This is a genomic window from Microbacterium paraoxydans (assembly GCF_018224615.1).
In the GTDB taxonomy this organism is placed as follows: Bacteria; Actinomycetota; Actinomycetes; order Actinomycetales; family Microbacteriaceae; genus Microbacterium; species Microbacterium paraoxydans_B.
The window spans coordinates 583,726-599,214 of the sequence record NZ_JAGTUK010000001.1 but is presented as its reverse complement, the minus strand read 5'-3'; the positions used below and the strand labels follow the sequence as shown (position 1 = coordinate 599,214).

The 15,489-nt window shown below is 68.4% G+C and carries 12 protein-coding genes and 1 pseudogene; 8 read left to right on the top strand and 5 right to left on the bottom strand.

The features are described 5' to 3' along the window. The 5 genes and pseudogenes from KE274_RS02740 (at position 1) to KE274_RS02725 (ending at position 7,256) form a co-directional block, all read left to right on the top strand. On the top strand, positions 1 to 3,696 hold the full coding sequence (locus KE274_RS02740; RefSeq protein WP_211541043.1) for a fibrinogen-like YCDxxxxGGGW domain-containing protein: 3,696 nt from the start codon (positions 1 to 3) through the stop codon (positions 3,694 to 3,696). Next, positions 3,693 to 3,980 (top strand): annotated as a pseudogene (locus tag KE274_RS16455) (CDP-alcohol phosphatidyltransferase family protein); the annotation flags it as partial. The gene KE274_RS02740 and the pseudogene KE274_RS16455, both read left to right, overlap by 4 nt. Before the next feature lie 55 nt (positions 3,981 to 4,035). Next, on the top strand, positions 4,036 to 4,398 hold the full coding sequence (locus tag KE274_RS16450; RefSeq protein WP_249186108.1) for a hypothetical protein: 363 nt from the start codon (positions 4,036 to 4,038) through the stop codon (positions 4,396 to 4,398). 16 nt (positions 4,399 to 4,414) lie between these two features. After that, a complete protein-coding gene (locus KE274_RS02730) occupies positions 4,415 to 5,755 on the top strand; it encodes an O-antigen ligase family protein (protein ID WP_211541042.1) in 1,341 nt (446 codons plus the stop codon). Then, positions 5,745 to 7,256, top strand: a complete 1,512-nt coding sequence (locus KE274_RS02725) for a lipopolysaccharide biosynthesis protein (RefSeq protein ID WP_211541040.1) — start codon at positions 5,745 to 5,747, stop codon at positions 7,254 to 7,256. The genes KE274_RS02730 and KE274_RS02725 overlap by 11 nt, the downstream gene beginning before the upstream one ends. A 21-nt stretch (positions 7,257 to 7,277) precedes the next feature. On the opposite strand, the gene KE274_RS02720 is transcribed toward KE274_RS02725, so the two are convergent. Genes KE274_RS02720 through KE274_RS02710 form a run of 3 tightly spaced genes read right to left on the bottom strand, consistent with a single transcriptional unit; the run spans position 7,278 to position 9,205 of the window. Then, positions 7,278 to 7,844 carry a glycosyltransferase gene (locus KE274_RS02720; protein WP_211541038.1) on the bottom strand — a complete coding sequence of 189 codons (567 nt, stop codon included), beginning with the start codon at positions 7,842 to 7,844 and terminating at the stop codon, positions 7,278 to 7,280. After that, a complete protein-coding gene (locus tag KE274_RS02715) occupies positions 7,841 to 8,290 on the bottom strand; it encodes a UDP-N-acetylglucosamine--LPS N-acetylglucosamine transferase (protein ID WP_211541031.1) in 450 nt (149 codons plus the stop codon). Before KE274_RS02715 ends, KE274_RS02720 begins: the two co-directional genes overlap by 4 nt. A 3-nt stretch (positions 8,291 to 8,293) precedes the next feature. Next, positions 8,294 to 9,205 (bottom strand): glycosyltransferase family 2 protein, encoded by a 912-nt coding sequence (locus tag KE274_RS02710; protein WP_211541029.1) that lies wholly within the window; start codon positions 9,203 to 9,205, stop codon positions 8,294 to 8,296. A gap of 196 nt (positions 9,206 to 9,401) precedes the next feature. On the opposite strand from KE274_RS02710, the gene KE274_RS02705 reads away from it, so the two are divergent. From KE274_RS02705 to KE274_RS02695, 3 genes are all read left to right on the top strand, one after another. Continuing rightward, positions 9,402 to 10,529: a Gfo/Idh/MocA family protein gene (locus KE274_RS02705; RefSeq protein WP_307872129.1), complete on the top strand. Its 1,128-nt coding sequence runs from the start codon at positions 9,402 to 9,404 to the stop codon at positions 10,527 to 10,529. Beyond that, entirely contained in the window at positions 10,526 to 11,422 is an 897-nt protein-coding gene (locus KE274_RS02700) for a hypothetical protein (RefSeq protein ID WP_249185826.1), read from the top strand. The genes KE274_RS02705 and KE274_RS02700 overlap by 4 nt, the downstream gene beginning before the upstream one ends. Before the next feature lie 119 nt (positions 11,423 to 11,541). After that, positions 11,542 to 13,134 carry a glycoside hydrolase family 16 protein gene (locus KE274_RS02695; RefSeq protein WP_211541024.1) on the top strand — a complete coding sequence of 531 codons (1,593 nt, stop codon included), beginning with the start codon at positions 11,542 to 11,544 and terminating at the stop codon, positions 13,132 to 13,134. A 66-nt stretch (positions 13,135 to 13,200) separates the two neighbouring features. Here the strand turns inward: KE274_RS02695 and KE274_RS02690 are convergent, their stop codons facing one another. Both KE274_RS02690 and KE274_RS02685 read right to left on the bottom strand, forming a co-directional pair. After that, positions 13,201 to 14,127, bottom strand: coding sequence for a Wzz/FepE/Etk N-terminal domain-containing protein (locus tag KE274_RS02690; RefSeq protein ID WP_307872128.1), 927 nt, complete (start codon positions 14,125 to 14,127; stop codon positions 13,201 to 13,203). Positions 14,128 to 14,227: 100 nt separating this feature from the next. After that, positions 14,228 to 15,487: a phenylacetate--CoA ligase family protein gene (locus KE274_RS02685; protein WP_211541021.1), complete on the bottom strand. Its 1,260-nt coding sequence runs from the start codon at positions 15,485 to 15,487 to the stop codon at positions 14,228 to 14,230. Positions 15,488 to 15,489 lie beyond the last annotated feature (2 nt).

Genomic DNA, 15,489 nt, shown 5'->3' with positions numbered 1-15,489 from the left:
ATGAACACTGCAGCACCCGCGCGGAGAGTGAAGGCAACCCGCGCAGCCGCCGGCGCCATGATCGCCGCGGCCGTCCTGGTGGGCTCACTGCTCACCCCATCGGCGGCGAACGCCGCAACCCCGGCACTGCCCGACGGACTCTCGCAGGAGACCGCCGCCGCGTCGTGCTGGGAGATCAAGCAGAACTACCCGCAGTCCACCGACGGCGTGTACTGGCTGGTCACCCCGGCGCTCGTCGCACCGGAGCAGTTCTACTGCGACCAGACCACGTCCGGCGGCGGCTGGGTGCTCATCGGCCGAGGCCGCGAAGGATGGAAGGAGGGGTACAACGGTTTGCGCACGGCAGCCCAGATCCGCAACACCCCGTCCGGCACCGACGCGTTCCAGCCGGCGCAGCTGCCCGCTGCGACCATCGACGGCCTGCTGAACAACGGCCGTGTCGACGCGCTCGCCGACGGCATCCGTCTCCGCCGCGCCACCAACACCGCCGGGTCGACCTGGCAGGAGGCGCGGTTCACGTTCACGCAGCGCGATCGCTGGGTGTGGACGTTCGGCGCGGAGCACCGCGTCAAGAACTACAACTTCGACGGTTCCACCGGCACCGGCGGCCAGACGAACAACTTCGGCAACAACAACCAGCAGCGCCGCGTCGTGTTCAGTGAGCAGGCGTCGCACAACTACATCAACGGGTGGGCGTTCGGCTCCAGCATCGGCGGCAGCACGGCGGCCACCTCGTACCTGTGGGCCCCCTCGGGCCAGGGCTACGCGCGGCCGTTCACCCAGGTGTTCCTGCGGCCGCAGCTCAAGCTCGCGTCCCTCGACTTCGGCACCGTGCCCGCGTCCGGCACCCCGGCCTCCACGGTCGCGGCCATTCCGGAGAGCAACGCCATGAACACGGTGTGGGGTGTCTCCGGCTTCGCCAACGGCAGCAGCGGAGAGCTGAACACCGAGGTGGCCGAGTTCGGCGAGGTCGCCGGCAAGGTCTTCGTCGGCGGCAACTTCCGGTACGTGCAGCGCACCGAGGGCGGCACCGACCAGGTCGAGCAGCCGTACCTCGCTGCCTTCGATGTGAACACGGGCGAGTGGGTCTCGACCTTCCGTCCGCAGCTCAACGGCCAGGTCAAGGCCATCGCCGGTCTGCCCGACGGCCGCGTCGCGATCGGCGGACAGTTCTCCACGGTCAACGGCACGCCGCAGGTGGGACTCGCCTTCCTCGACCCCACGACCGGGCAGCTCTCGGGCTGGCAGGTCAACGCGGAGCATCGCGCCACGGGCAGCGTGCCGTACGTGCGCGACCTCGACGTGCAGAGCGGCTTCCTCTACGTCGCCGGTGCCATGACGCACCTCACCGCGGTCGGCTCGACCATCAGCGCGAGCACCTGGAACGGTGGCCGCATCAACCTCACGACCGGGCGGCCGGACACCGGCTGGAACGCGTTCCTTAACGGCGCCTCGATCGCGGTCGACGCGTCCGACCAGGGCGACCGCACCTACTTCTCCGGCTACTTCCGGATGAAGCAGAACACCTCGACCCCGAGCGCCGCCGCGATCCAGACGGCCGCGGGCGCACCGCTGGTCGACCCGCTGTGGGTGCCCAAGTTCAGCAAGGCCACGCTCAACGCCGATGGCACCTACTCGGGCAACATCTGGCAGCTGGGCGTCACCGAGGCGGGCGGCAAGGTCTGGCTCGGCGGCTCCGAGCACTCGCTCTTCGCCTACGACCGGAACACGTTCGAGCGCGTCGGCGGATCGATCACGAAGGCCGGTGGTGACTTCCAGACGGTCGAGCACAACGCGAACCTCGTGATCGGCGGCTGCCACTGCGGTCACTGGGTCTACCAGGAGGCGTACTCGTGGAGCGACGTCGGCACCGGCTGGACGCAGGCCGACAAGATGAACCTGATGGGTGCGTGGGACGCGCAGACCGGCAAGTTCGTGGCCGCGTGGTCCCCGGTCGTGCAGGCCCGCGCCGGCTACGGCGCGTGGGGCACGTTCTTCGACAGCACCGGTGTGCTGTGGGCGGGCGGCGACTTCAGTCGTTCCGTCAGGGCGGGCGAGGTCAACCAGTGGTCGGGCGGGTACATCCGCTTCGCCCCGCGCGACACCACCGCTCCGACCACTCCGGGAGCGATCACCGCGACCCCCGGCAACGGCGGGACGCAGGCGACGCTGACCTGGGCGGCCTCGACCGACACCGGCGGCGTGACCTACGAGGTGCTGCGCGGCAACCGGGTGATCGCGTCGACGACGTCGGCCACCTACACCGTGCCGATCACCGAGACCCCCACGAACTACTTCGTGCGGGCACGTGACGCCGCGGGCAACCGCTCCGCGAGCACGGCGGCCTACGTCGCCCAGCCTGCGCCGGAGACCGCACTCACGTTCATCGAGAACGGCTCGACGTGGTCGTGGCGGTACTCGTCCGACGCTCTGCCGTCCGACTGGAACACGCTCGCGTTCGATGACGCGTCGTGGAACACGGGCAAGGGCCTCTTCGCCCGCGGCGTGGCATCGGCGACGACCAACATCGACCCGACGAACCTCGCGACGAAGCCGCTGAGCGCGCAGTTCCGCAACGAATTCCAGGTGACGAACGCGCTGAGCGTCGTGAACGGCAGCATCTCCGTCATCGCGAACGACGGCGTGGTGCTGTACCTCAACGGCGTCGAGCTCGGACGGGTGCGGATGCCAGCGGGCACGATCGGCCAGAACACCTACGCGAACGGTGTCGTGACCCACACGACGGCCGCGGCGAACCGGGTCGTGTTCGAGGTCCCGCAGGGTGTGCTGGTCGACGGCACGAACGTGCTGGCCGCCTCGGTCCACGCGAACTACCGCACCACTCCGGACCTGAGCTTCGACCTCGCCTTCACGGCGGAGCGCGGCCAGGCACCGGCGGCACCGAACCCGGTCACGGGCCTCTCGGGGACGACGACTCTCGACTCCGCCACTCTCACCTGGACCGCTCCCGCGAGCGGCACCACCCCGCAGTCCTATGTGATCAGCCGGGGCGGCCAGCAGGTGGGCACGACGGATGCCGCGACGACGACGTTCACGGAGAGCGGTCTGACCGCCGGCACGGCGTACGAGTACAGCGTGAGCGCGGTCGGTATCGGTGGCCTCACCTCCACCCCCGCCACCGTGCAGGTGACGACGGCGACTCCTCCGGCGGACAACGAGCTGCCGGTGAGCGTGCCGAGCGGATCGGCGTGGTCGTGGCGGTACTCGTCCGACCCGCTGCCCGCCGACTGGAACGCTCTGGCGTTCGACGCGTCGAGCTGGGCCACCGGCTCGGCGGTGCTCGCCCGTGGCGTCGCCTCCGCGGCGACGAACATCGATCCGACGAACCTGGCGACCAAGCCGCTCAGCGCACAGTTCCGGCACGCGGTCACCGTGACCGACGTGGCGAGCGTCGCGAACGGCACGGTCACGGTTACGGCGGACGACGGTGTTGTGGTATACCTCAACGGGGTGGAGCTCGGGCGGGCGAACCTCGGGGCGGGGACCCTGACGCAGAATTCTTACGCCACGGCGGCACCTCGGGCGACCACGGCTGCGGCCAACAAGGTCACCTTCACGGTGCCGGCGAACCTGCTCGTGGAAGGGACGAACGTGATCGCGGCGTCTGTGCACGCCAACTATCGCGGAACTCCCGACCTGAGCTTCGACCTCGCATTGGACATGCCTCGCGAATGACGAAAATCCCCTACGCAGACGCGCGACGAGCGCTCGCCTCCGCACAGAAAGCGGGGGCGGGCGTTCCCGCGTACCTGCGCTGGATCAATCGACCGCTCGGTGGCAGGGCCGCCGTGATCGCCGCCACCTGGGGCGGCAGCCCCAACGGGGTCACGGCGGTCAGTGCCCTGTTCGGGCTCGCAGCCGTCGCCGTGCTGGCCGGCTTCCCGTCCTGGTGGGCGGGACCCGTCGCCGCCGTCCTGCTGCTGATCGGCTACATCCTGGACTCCGCCGACGGCCAGCTCGCGCGCATCCAGAAGCGCGGCGGCCCGGCCGGAGAGTGGCTCGACCATGTGGTCGATGGTGTCCGCGCCCCCCCTCGTGCACATCGCGATCGCGGTTCACCTCCTGCGCACCGACGCCTGGCCGTGGCTCGTCCTCGTCGCCGGCCTCTTCTCGGTGCTGGTGTCGGGCTGGTTCCTCTCCCAGCTCCTCGCCGAGAAGCTCCTCCCCAAGACTCCCCCTTCCCCGGACGACGGACGCCGTGGCATCCTGGAGTCGTTCGTCAAGCAGCCTCAGGATCCCTCCACGACGTATGTCGTCCTGGCGTTCATCGGACTGCCGTTCGCGTTCGCGGTGCTCTACACCGTGCTGTTCGCCTGGCACGTGCTGATCTTCGCCGGCTCGCTCCGCCGCAAGTACACGCAGCTGACCGCACTCTGACCCTGGACGCATCCGCATGGCACTCATCTCTTCGCCGAGCCGTTCGCTGATCGCAGCGACCGGCCAAGATCCCAGCCTGGAGGTCGAGCCGCGGACGCTGCCCGCCTGGCCGGTGCTGACCGTGCTGTGGGGCTACCCGCTGTTCTGGCTCGTCGGGATGCTCCCGTTCGCCTCGGTGATCATGTCGATTCCGATGGTGGCTCTGCTGATCATGCGGCGACGCATCCTCATCGTGCCCGGCATCCTGCCGTGGATCGGGTTCGTGCTGTGGATGATCCCGTGCGCCCTCATGATCGACCAGCTCGGTCGGGGCGTCGGTCTCGGGGTGCGCATCAGCCAGTTCCTCTCGCTGGCGATCATCATGGTGTACATCGTCAACGCGCGCAGCTCGCTCAGCCCGAAACGGATCTTCAACGGGCTGACGTTCATCTGGCTGTTCGTGATCGTCGGCGGCTACCTGGGCATGCTGTTCCCCGAGGTGCAGCTCACCATGACGATCGGACGGCTGCTGCCCGACGCGATCTCGAGCAACGACTACGTGTCGGAGCTCGTGTTCCCGACTCTGGCCGAGATCCAGACGCCGTGGGGCGCCGCCGAACCGTTCGTGCGCCCGTCCGCCCCGTTCTCCTACACGAACGGCTGGGGTGCCGCGATGGCCGTGCTCACGCCCATCGCGATCGGGACGGCGATCGGTCACCGCACCGCTCGCGCCATGTGGTTCCTGGTGATCGCCATGGTCGCCGCGATCCCGCCGGCGATCGCGACCACGAACCGGGGCCTGTTCCTCGGCATCGCGGGCGCGATCGTCTACGTCCTGTTCTGCCTCCTGATCCGCGGTCGTTTCCTGGCCTTCTTCTGGGTCACCGTGCTCGGCATCGCCGCGGCGGTGATTCTGTTGCTCTCCGGCTTCCTCGACGGCATCACCGCCCGCCAGGAGACGGTCGACACGACCGAGGGGCGCGGCAACCTCTACGCCGAGACGTGGGAGAGAACCCTGCAGTCCCCGGTCATCGGGTGGGGGGCGCCACGGCCGAGCACCTGGAGCGAGATCTACGTGGGCACCCAGGGCGCGATCTGGAACGCCATGTTCTGCTTCGGACTGGTCGGCCTCGTCTTGTTCCTGGGGATGATCGTGATGGGCGCGGTGCGCACGTTCGACGCCCCGAACCTGTCCGCCGTGTGGATTCACGCGAGCGTGGTGGTGACGGTCGGCCTGTCGATCTTCTACGGCCTGGATCGTCAGCTGGTGTTCGTCGGCATCGCCCTCGCGGTGCTGCTCCGGGAGAAGTATCTCGGCAACTCGTCGTACTGGACGCCGCAGCCGACGCCTTTCGCGAAGGCGGCGAATGAAGAGTGAGGGGCTGGCGAAGAGCGGTGTGATCAGCCTGTTCGGCTCCGCTTTCGCCGCCCTCGCCGCACTGCTGCTCACCGCGATCGTCGGTAACACCCTCGGAGCCGACGGCACGGGTCTGTTCTTCCAGGCGATGGGTATCTTCACGATCCTCACGCAGGTTCTGCGCCTGGGAACAAACAGCGGCATCGTGCGCTACATCGCGGAGCAGCGCGCCTTCCACCGGGCCGGAGCGGAGTGGCGCATCGTCGTGTTCGCTCTCGGCCCCGTGGCCGTGGTCTCGGCACTCGTGTCCCTGGGGATCTGGCTGCTGGCGGATGCGCTCGGGGACTGGCTCGCCGCCCCGAGGGATGCCGCCGCGATGGCCGATCTGATGCGCGCGATGGTGCCCTACATCGTGGTGGGCGCGCTGATCGGGGTGTTGCAGATCGCGGCCCGCATGCTGCGCGGGGTCACGGCGTTCACGCTGCTGCAGAGCATCCTGCTGCCGGCGAGCCGGCTGCTGACCGTGCTGCTCGCGGTGTCGGTGGCCGGTGTGGGGGCGTGGGGTGCGTTCGAGGCGTGGCTCCTGCCGCAGCCGTTCTGGCTGATCGTGACGATCGTCGTGATCGCACCACCGTTCGTGCGAGACTTCCGGCGTCGCCGCGAGAGCACGCCCGGCACCCGTCCGACGCTGGGCGCGTTCTGGCGCTTCAACGCCCCGCGCACCGTCAGCTCGGGGCTGGAGACGGCGCTCGAGTGGTCCGACGTGCTCATCATCGCCGCCCTCGCCTCGCCTTCCGCTGCGGGGGTGTACGCGGTCATCACGCGGGCCGTGCGCGCGGGCGGTGTCGTCGACAAGGCGATGCGCGTGGCGGTGTCGCCGACGATCTCGGCGCTGCTCGCCCGCGAGAACTACGTCGAGTCGACGCGACTGCACACCAAGGTCGTCCGGGCGATGATCCTGATGAACTGGCCGTTCTACATGCTGCTCATCTCGATGGGCCCGGCCGTCCTGGGAATCTTCGGCTCCGAGTTCCGCTCCGGCTGGGGTCCCATGGTGCTGCTGGCGCTGGCGATGATGTTCCAGACCGCGTGCGGCATGCTCCAGAGCATTCTGTTGCAGGGAGGCAAGAGCACCTGGCAGATGTACAACAAGGCGATCGCTCTGGCCGTGAGCATCGGTGGCAACCTCGCTCTGGTGCCGTTCCTGGGCGTCTGGGGCGCGGCGATCACCTGGGTCATCGTGATGCTCGCCGACAACCTCATCGCCGCAGTGCAGGTGCATCGTCTGATGCACGTCGACCTGCAGCCCTCGAAGCTGCTCGTCCCCATGCTGCCGCCCGTACTGATCTTCGGCGGCGGCGGTTTCCTGTTCACGTGGTTCGCCGGGTCGAGTCTGCTCGTGCTGCTGGTGGCCGGCGTCGTGCTGTGCGCGGTGTACGCCGCGGTGCTGTGGCTCTTCCGGCACGCCCTGCACATCGAGACGCTGTGGCGGCGGATCCCGTTCCTGGGCCGTTGGGCCTGACGGGATCCGGCGCACAGGCTGTCAGCGTCGCAGCTTGGTGGCGATGATCGCCGTGCCGCTGCGGAACAGTCGCGGAACGAACGCGAACCAGGGCGCGCGGCGGACGGGCTGTTCCAGCAGGGCGCGCACGGTGTCGGCACCGGGCGTCGCGATGGTGCCAGGGGCTGCGGCGTCGCCGGTGAGCGCGCTGTCCAGCTGCGCCGCGAGCTCGGCGGACGACAGTGCGCGACGGATGATGCCGAGCTGCGCCATCTCGGCGCTGAACACGAGCTGGTGATCGTCGACCACCTCGCCCCCGCCGGGAACCCGTGGCACGACGATGGGCACGATTCCCAGGGCTCGCATGTCCATGACACCGCCGGCGCCCCCCTGCAGCACGACGGCGTCGGCCGTCCGGCACAGGTCCAGCAGCTCGGCGTAGGGCAGGATCTCCACGTTCTCCGCTCCGGTGACGGGTGCGGAGGGGCCGTGCTGCATCACGAGCCGGACACCCGGGTTCTGACGCAGCCATTCCTCCACCCAGCCGGAGAGCCGGTCGAAGGGCAGGTGGTACGTCCCGGCGGAGACCACGACGAGCGGCGCGTTCACAGCACGACCCCCACGTTGCGCGAGCCGGGGTAGAAGCGGCGCATCCGCTCCCACTGCACGAGGAACTCGTCCGCGAACGGGTAGACGAGCCGTCCGCTCAAGCCGGGCGAAGTGATGCGATCGACCGGCTCCAGGTACACGGTGCGGACACCGAAGAACCGCGCCTGCGTGAAGAAGGGCAGCGCGATGGCCGCGCCGGTGGAGAACACGATGTCGGGTCGCTCCTCGGCCAGCACGCGTCGGGCGAGCCCGAAGTTGCGCATCAGGTTGGGCATGTTGCGCACGGTCGGGTAGTGGATCTCGTACACCTTCTCATCGGCGAGCCGTGAGCGTGCGTCCTCGACCGGGAACGTGGCCCAGCACCGTTCGTGCTCACCCCACCAGTCGCGGAGAGCGAGCGCCTGGGTGAGATGCCCTCCCGACGAGCACGCGATCAGGATCTTCATGGCTCAGATCCCCCGGCCGAGCTTCTGGACGACCTTCGTGATCGCCTGCGGGGTGACGAGCTTCCATGAGATCGCGATCGCGAGTGCCGCCTTCACCTGCTTCGGGTTGTGGCGCAGGGCCCGCCACGCCCAGGTCCGCGCTTCCTTGGACTGACCTGCCGACGCGAGCGAGAACGCGACCTGGGCCTCGATGCGCCCGAGGGCCGCCGGGATCGTCGCGAAGTCGGGGTGTTTGCGCAGCAGGTACTGCAGCGCTTCGGCGTATGCGGCCCACTTTCCGAAGTAGTACGACTGCCCGGTCCACAGCACGCGGACCAGCGGCTCGTTCACCACGGTCACCAGCCCGATCGCGGAGCCGCGCAGGAGGATGTCGTAGTCCTCGCCGTAGCTCCGCGGCAGTTCCTCGTCGATCAGGCCCAGTTCGCCGAGCAGCACCTCGCGCCGGAACATGAGGCTCGACGAGTGCAGCCCGGGGTTGCGGTTGCGCAGGAAGTCTTCGTGGGTGAGGTCGTCCGACGGCACACGGCGGACGATGCGGTTGCTGCCGTCATCGACGACCATGGCGGTACCGACGATGATCGCCTCTGGCCTCTCCTCGAACCGCCGCAGCTGGGCCGCCAGCTTGCCCGGCAGCCATTCGTCGTCGTCGTCGAGGAAGGCCACGAGCCGCCCTTCCGCGGCGATGATCCCCGAGTTGCGCGCACCCGCGAGCCCGCGGGTGCGTGAGTTGGAGATGCCCCGGACGGTCCAGCCGTCGGGCACCTCGACGTTCGGCACCTCGATCGGACAGGCGTCGAACACGATCACGACCTCGCCGCGGACGGACGACTTCTGTGCGAGCACGCTCTCGACCGCGAGTTTCATCAACTCGGGACGGTTGTGCGTAGGCACGACGACAGACACTTCGTACTGCATGGTCACTCCCCTTATGTGACGCATCCGGTCGACGTCGCCGCCGCGGCCGGAAGATTCCCCTAGATCGCATCGGGCCCCATCCCGTCGCGATATTCGCGATGACACAACGCGAACTTCGGGTTAGTATAGCGGCTGGCGTCCCTACGGGGAGGGATGTCTTCTGAAGGGGAAACCAACTGGGGAAGGGGATTTCGTCGTGCCAGAAAACACTGACACACGACGTGTACGAGTCGGAGTCGTCGGCGTGGGGAAGATGGGGCTTTCCCATTTGTCCATCGTGCGAGCTCTGCACAACGTCGAGCTGGTGGGCGTCGTCGACGCCACGGACTACCTGCTCGACGTGCTCAACAAGTACACGGGGGCGCCGACCTACTCGACGCTCGACAAGATGCTCGACGATGCGGCGCCGGAGGCGGTGATCATCGCCACGCCGAACGCCTCGCACGCCACTCTCGTCCGCAGTGCTCTCGAGCGCGGGGTGCACGTCTTCTGCGAGAAGCCGCTCACGCTGAGCGCCGCCGAATCGCTCGAGCTCGCCGCCCTGGCCGCCGAGCGGGGGCTCATCGCACAGGTGGGCTTCCACAACCGCTTCATCGCCACGTTCCAGGAGGTCAAGCGCCTCCTCGACGCCGGGGCGCTCGGACGCGTGACGCACGTGCTCGCCGAGGCCTACGGCCCCGTGGTGCTCAAGCCGAAGGGCTCGACCTGGCGCACCAAGCGGTCGACGGGCGGCGGCTGCGTCTACGACTACGCGGCGCACCCGCTCAATCTCGTCAACTGGTACCTGGGCACACCGGAGCGCGTGCGCGGTTCGGTGCTCAACAGCATCTTCTCCGCCGACATCGACGACGAGGTCTACTCGACGCTCGACTACCCGGATGGGCTGAGCGTGCAGCTGTCGGTGAACTGGTCGGACGAGTCCTTCCGGAAGATGTCCACGTCGGTCACGATCTCGGGATCGCAGGGCCGGATCATCGCCGACCGCCAGGAACTGCGCGTCTACCTTCGTGAGGGCGCCACGATTCCCCCGGGCTATCGTGCCGGGTGGAACATCTCCTATACGACCGACCTCACCGAGCAGGTCGCCTTCTATCTCCGCGGCGAGGAGTACAGCGCACAGCTGGCGTCCTTCGTCGATGCCATCGCGGCGGGCGAGACGGAGGCACGCGAGAACGGCTTCGCCGGGGCGGCCGAAACCGACCGTGTGATCGAGTGGATCCTTCAGGACTCCGCTGCCGCTGCGGCTTCCGCACCGGCTCCTGCCGCGGTTGCCGCGGCTCCCGCGTCGAAGCGCGGACTGTTCGGGCGTGGGAGGAAGGCATGAGCGAGATGACGACGACCACGATGGACCGGCTGCTGCTGGGAGACAACCAGTTCTTCGGCATCAACCACATGTCCGAGGAGAAGGCGCGCGCCCAGGCCATCCGGTTCCAAGACACCCAGGCGATCATCGACGTGGTCGACATCGCCCTCGACAACGGGATTCGTACGCTCATGTGCACCACGCACGAGCGCATCGCCGAGGTGTGCGACCACATGAGGGCGAACCCGGAGCGCTACGCCGACTATCGCTTCTATCCCTGCATGCCGTACGCGCACAAGTACGCCAATGCCGTGACCGACAACGGCATGCTCGGTGCGCTGAAGCAGTTCCTTCCGGAGGAGGGTCTGCTCAACGCCGCGATGCGCGGGGGCAAGTCCTTCGTGAAGAAGGACATCGAGGGCATCATCACCCTGCTCGTCGATGCGGAGATGAAGATGTTCCAGGGGCTCAGCACCCCGGTGATCTTCCTGCAGAACGTCGTTGTCGATCTGATGCTCGGGCTGGGCTTCGACGAAGCCTTCGCGATCTTCGACCGTCATGTACGCGAGCGGTACAACGCCGAGCCCGGTTTCATCACGATGAACCTGCCGATGCTCCTCGACACGCTCGACCGCGTGGGCGTGAAGAACCCGATCGTCTGCGCCAATATCAATGAGATCGGCTTCCGCATGTCCGGCGGTATCGAGGCGTACGAGAAGGCACTCCGAGAGCGTCCGTTCCGCCCGGTCGCCATGTCGGTGTTCGCATCCGGAGCCATCCCGCCCCGCCGCGCACTGGAGTGGATCCACGACCACGCGAACGTCGAGTCGATCGTGTTCGGGGCCTCGTCGCGATCGTCGATCGAAAGCACCACGGGTATTGTCAGGGAGCTTTGGGGCAGCGACGCCGTATAGTAGGCGGACAACACCCGTCCATAGGATGCATCGAGGGGGAATGCTCGGCCCGCATCCGCAACCCGGACGGTGCTGTGTGAGCGACCGGTTTGCACAGCACCGTTTTGCTCCCCCTCGAGATGAAGCTGAAGACACACACCCGAACCCCCATCCATCGCATCCTTTTCGCCCTCGTCGCCGCACTCGCTGTCGTCGGGGCATCGTTCGCCGCCAGCGCGCCGGCCGTGGCCGCTGACAGCACGATCACATCCGTGATCCCTCGTGGCTCCGCCGGCTGGTCCTACCACCGCGCGGCGACGCCCCCACCCACCGGGTGGCAGACGGCCGCGAACACCTGGAAGACCGGCAAGGCACCACTCGGCGCCGGAACCGGCACCGGCACGGTCGGCACCCTCATTCCGCGCACCTCCGGTCAGCAGCCGCTCGCCACGTACTTCACCAAGACCTTCACGCTCACTTCCGATATGCCGGAATGGGCGTGGGTGAACACCTGGGCGGACGACGGCATCGTCGTCTGGGTCAACGGCGTCGAGGTCGGTCGCAAGAACGCACCGACCGGACGCATCACCGACAAGAGCTACGCGACCGCCGCCCCATCGTCGACCGCCGCCCGCAACAGCCCGGTGTCGTTCTCGATCCCCGCCCGCCTGTTCCGCGCCGGAAGCAACACGATCGCGGTGCAGGTGCTCTCCAACTGGCGCGAGACCCACAACATCAGCTTCGACGCGCACCTCGTCCGCGAAGACAAGCCCGCCGTCACCGCTCCCGCCCCCAAGCCCACCCCGACGCCGAAGCCCACGCCCACCCCGACACCGAAGCCGACCACACCGCCGGCACAGCCGCAGCAGCCGACGACTCCCCCCGCCACCGACGGCAGCGTCCCCGGCTGGGGCGCCCCCACCTGGCGCGACGAGTTCACCTATCGGGACGCCTCCGGCAGCCCTGCTGTCGACCCCGCGAAGTGGAACGTCCGCGGGCAGGACGACCTCGGCCTGCTGTTCGATGCGGCCGTCGTCGACCGTGACCAGGTGACGGTGGATGGCAGCGGCATCCTCCATATCCGTGCCGACTGGCGGAGCACGCCGGCCATCCGCCCGTCCAGCCAGAGCGGTCCGCGCGAACTGTGGCACGACACCGGCTATCTCGACCAGCGTCGTCTTCAGTCGGACGACGTGAGCATGAGCCAGCAGTACGGCCGCTGGGAGATCCGCGCCAAGACACCGAGCGGACCCCACACATTCGGCTCCCTCGCCGCTTTCTGGCTGCGCAACAACCAGTCCGGCGAGATCGACATCATGGAGGCGTGGGGCTACGACGAGACGGCGGTGCGCGACCAGCGGATCGACACCGCCACCACCACGATCCACACCCACACGTCGACGCCCTCCGCCAACCAGCGGTACATCTGGCACCACGCCGACTACGGCGCGTCGACGCCCGTGTGGAAGGACTTCCACACGTACGCGTTCGAGTTCACCCCGACGTATGCGGCCGTGATCGTCGACGGCAAGCAGCTGCTGCGCGCGACCCCCGCCACGCATCCCAACCTGTGGAACCCGAACTACTTCGGGTCACCACTGCACATGCGGCTGAACCTGCACGTCGGACCGTCGGCGACGTACTGGGGTCTGCCCAACCCGGCGGACAAGTCCGCGACCCAGAACCTTGACTTCCAGGTCGACTACGTCCGGGTCTGGAGCTACAAGGGCTGAAGCCGCGAGAGGACAGAAGGGCACCGGGGCCGTCATGACCCCGGTGCCCTTCTGCCGTGCGTCTCGTCAGCGGCGCGATGCCGTGTGCCCGCGCTTGGGTGCGCCGATCGGACGGGCCACCGGAAGACCCGCGTCCTCCGGCTCGAGCAACCGGTCGTCCTCGTCGAGGGCGACGTCGTCGTGCGTGAGCGACTCACCGGCGCTGTCGCCGTCGTCGCCCTTGGGCTCTTCGGCGGCGCTGCGCTTGTAGGTCGCGCCGGGGCCGTTGCGAACTCGCGACACGATGAGCGCGGCGATCGCTCCCACCAGGATGCCGAGGAAGAGCCCAGCGGCGATGAAGACCAGTACGGACGGTCGGTTCGACTTCTGCGGCGGATCGGCCGGCGTCACGAGCGTGCCCGAGTAGAACGGTGTCGCCGTGATCCGCGCCTGCTGGTCGAGAAGGCCCTGGAGCTGCAGCTGCGTGGCAGCGCGCTCGCTGCTGTCGATGGGCTGCGAATCGACGACGGCCTGCAGCTGCGCGATGGAGTCCCCCAACTCCGCCGTGGTCTGCTCCACCACGGCGCGCGCGTTGTCGGTGCGCTGAGCGCCGTAAGCCTCCGCGAGCGCGTTCGCCCGGTCGGCGGCCGCCTGTGGTGTGTTCGCGGTGACCTGGAAGCTCAGCACCTGCGAGTTGCGCGGCACATCGATCACGGTGTTGTTGCGCAGCGCCTCGATCGACGTGTCCTCCAGGTCCTCGACGGCACGCTTGAGCACGGCGGTCGAGGTCGCCACGACCTTCTCGGTCTCCATGTTCACCGTGTTGAAGCTCGACCCGGTCGAGAGCACGCTGATCGGCTCGACCGTGTGCTGCGCTTCCGCGGTGTACTTCTGCGGATAGATGAGGAAGATCCCGAAACCGATCAGCGCGAACGCGACGATCGTCCCCACCAGGACCATCCACGACTGCATGACCCCTCGATAGAGGTCTTCCAAAGTCCAGTGTGTTGCCACTTATGCACTCCCCCAATGCGGCGCCCGACACGTCATCGGGCGCAGAACGGCGTAAGTCTAGTACTCGGTCCTGTTGACGAGCCGTGAGCGATGTCGCCGTTCAGGCGGCGTCCGGAGCGTGCGAGATCACGAGGCGCGCCTTGCCGCCCTGGCTCTCGATGCTCGCGACCTCCACCGCCGATACCTCGACCGCGTCGTCGCCCAGCAGGGTGCGCAGTGTGCGCACCGCCGCGTCCGCCGCGTCCCGCGCCCCACCCGGCGTCGACGGGACATAGCGAATGGTGATCGCGTAGTCGGCCGCCTGCACGACCTGCATCTGTCGGATCGCACCGGGATCCCCGAGGAACAGACCACTCAGTCCGCCCGTGATCCGACGACCAGACGGAGTCCGCACGACGTCGGCCAGGCGCCCCTGCACGGGCGTGATGCGCGGGAAGACCCGCCCGCACCCGCACCGGCCGTCGAGTCGTCGCGATCGATCCCCCATCTCATAGCGCACGAGCGGGAAGACCTCGTTGCTGAAGTCGGTGACGACCACCGAGCCCTCCGCACCGGCTTCCAGCGCGCGGCCTGCGTCGTCGACGATCTCCACCAAGCGCTGGTCGCCGGCCACGTGCAGCCCTTCGTGCTGCTCGCATTCCGCCGCGATCCACGGGATCTCCGCCGAGCGGTACGTGTCGTACACCGGCGCGCGGAAGACCGACTCGAGCAGGGCGCGCTGCCCGGGTTGCAGCATCGCCGCCGTCACCGAGACGGCGGCGGTCGGCAGGGTGCGTCCGGTGCGCGCGAGGTGGGTCGCCACGGCGGTCGCTCCCTCGACGTACGCGACGAGGAGCCGCGGGTGCACGCGCTGCCACTCACGGACGAACGTCTCGATCGCCTCATCGGTGATCGCTCGGGCGTCCAGGTGGAGGTGACGGCTCGGCCACCACTGCGCCGCGTACACCAGGGCCTCCCTGCCCTGCCGCAGACGGCGGTAGATGAAGGCCATGTCGTCCGCGGGATGGACACCCCACCAGCGATAGATCCGCCACCACATCGCCGCGGTGGGCGCCGCCGCGTCGTTCCGCACCCGCAACGGCGAGCCCGTGCTGCCACCGGTCTGCGACACCAGGGCGCGCTGTGCGAACACCGTCGTGGACAGCACGGCGTCGCCCGCGTCGCGCAGAGCGGCCTTGGTCACGACCGGTAGCGAGGCGAAGTTGCGCGGCTCCGCGATGTCGTCGCGCTCGAACCCCGCACCGCCGTACAGCTCGCGGTAGAACGGAGACGAATCGAAGGCGTGCAGGGCGATGCGCGTCGCCGCACCGCTCGACAGCTCGTCGAAAGCAGCCTCCCCCAGGCGCTCGTTACGGACCATCC

What these genes read in the sequence shown, in the direction of transcription:
- KE274_RS02695 (WP_211541024.1), top strand. Translation starts at nt 11,542, where the DNA reads ATGAAGCTGAAGACACACACCCGAACCCCCATCCATCGCATCCTTTTC.
- KE274_RS02725 (WP_211541040.1), top strand. Translation starts at nt 5,745, where the DNA reads ATGAAGAGTGAGGGGCTGGCGAAGAGCGGTGTGATCAGCCTGTTCGGC.
- KE274_RS16450 (WP_249186108.1), top strand. Translation starts at nt 4,036, where the DNA reads ATGGTGTCCGCGCCCCCCCTCGTGCACATCGCGATCGCGGTTCACCTC.
- KE274_RS02685 (WP_211541021.1), bottom strand. Translation starts at nt 15,487, where the DNA reads ATGGTCCGTAACGAGCGCCTGGGGGAGGCTGCTTTCGACGAGCTGTCG.
- KE274_RS02715 (WP_211541031.1), bottom strand. Translation starts at nt 8,290, where the DNA reads ATGAAGATCCTGATCGCGTGCTCGTCGGGAGGGCATCTCACCCAGGCG.
- KE274_RS02730 (WP_211541042.1), top strand. Translation starts at nt 4,415, where the DNA reads ATGGCACTCATCTCTTCGCCGAGCCGTTCGCTGATCGCAGCGACCGGC.
- KE274_RS02700 (WP_249185826.1), top strand. Translation starts at nt 10,526, where the DNA reads ATGAGCGAGATGACGACGACCACGATGGACCGGCTGCTGCTGGGAGAC.
- KE274_RS02710 (WP_211541029.1), bottom strand. Translation starts at nt 9,205, where the DNA reads ATGCAGTACGAAGTGTCTGTCGTCGTGCCTACGCACAACCGTCCCGAG.
- KE274_RS02740 (WP_211541043.1), top strand. Translation starts at nt 1, where the DNA reads ATGAACACTGCAGCACCCGCGCGGAGAGTGAAGGCAACCCGCGCAGCC.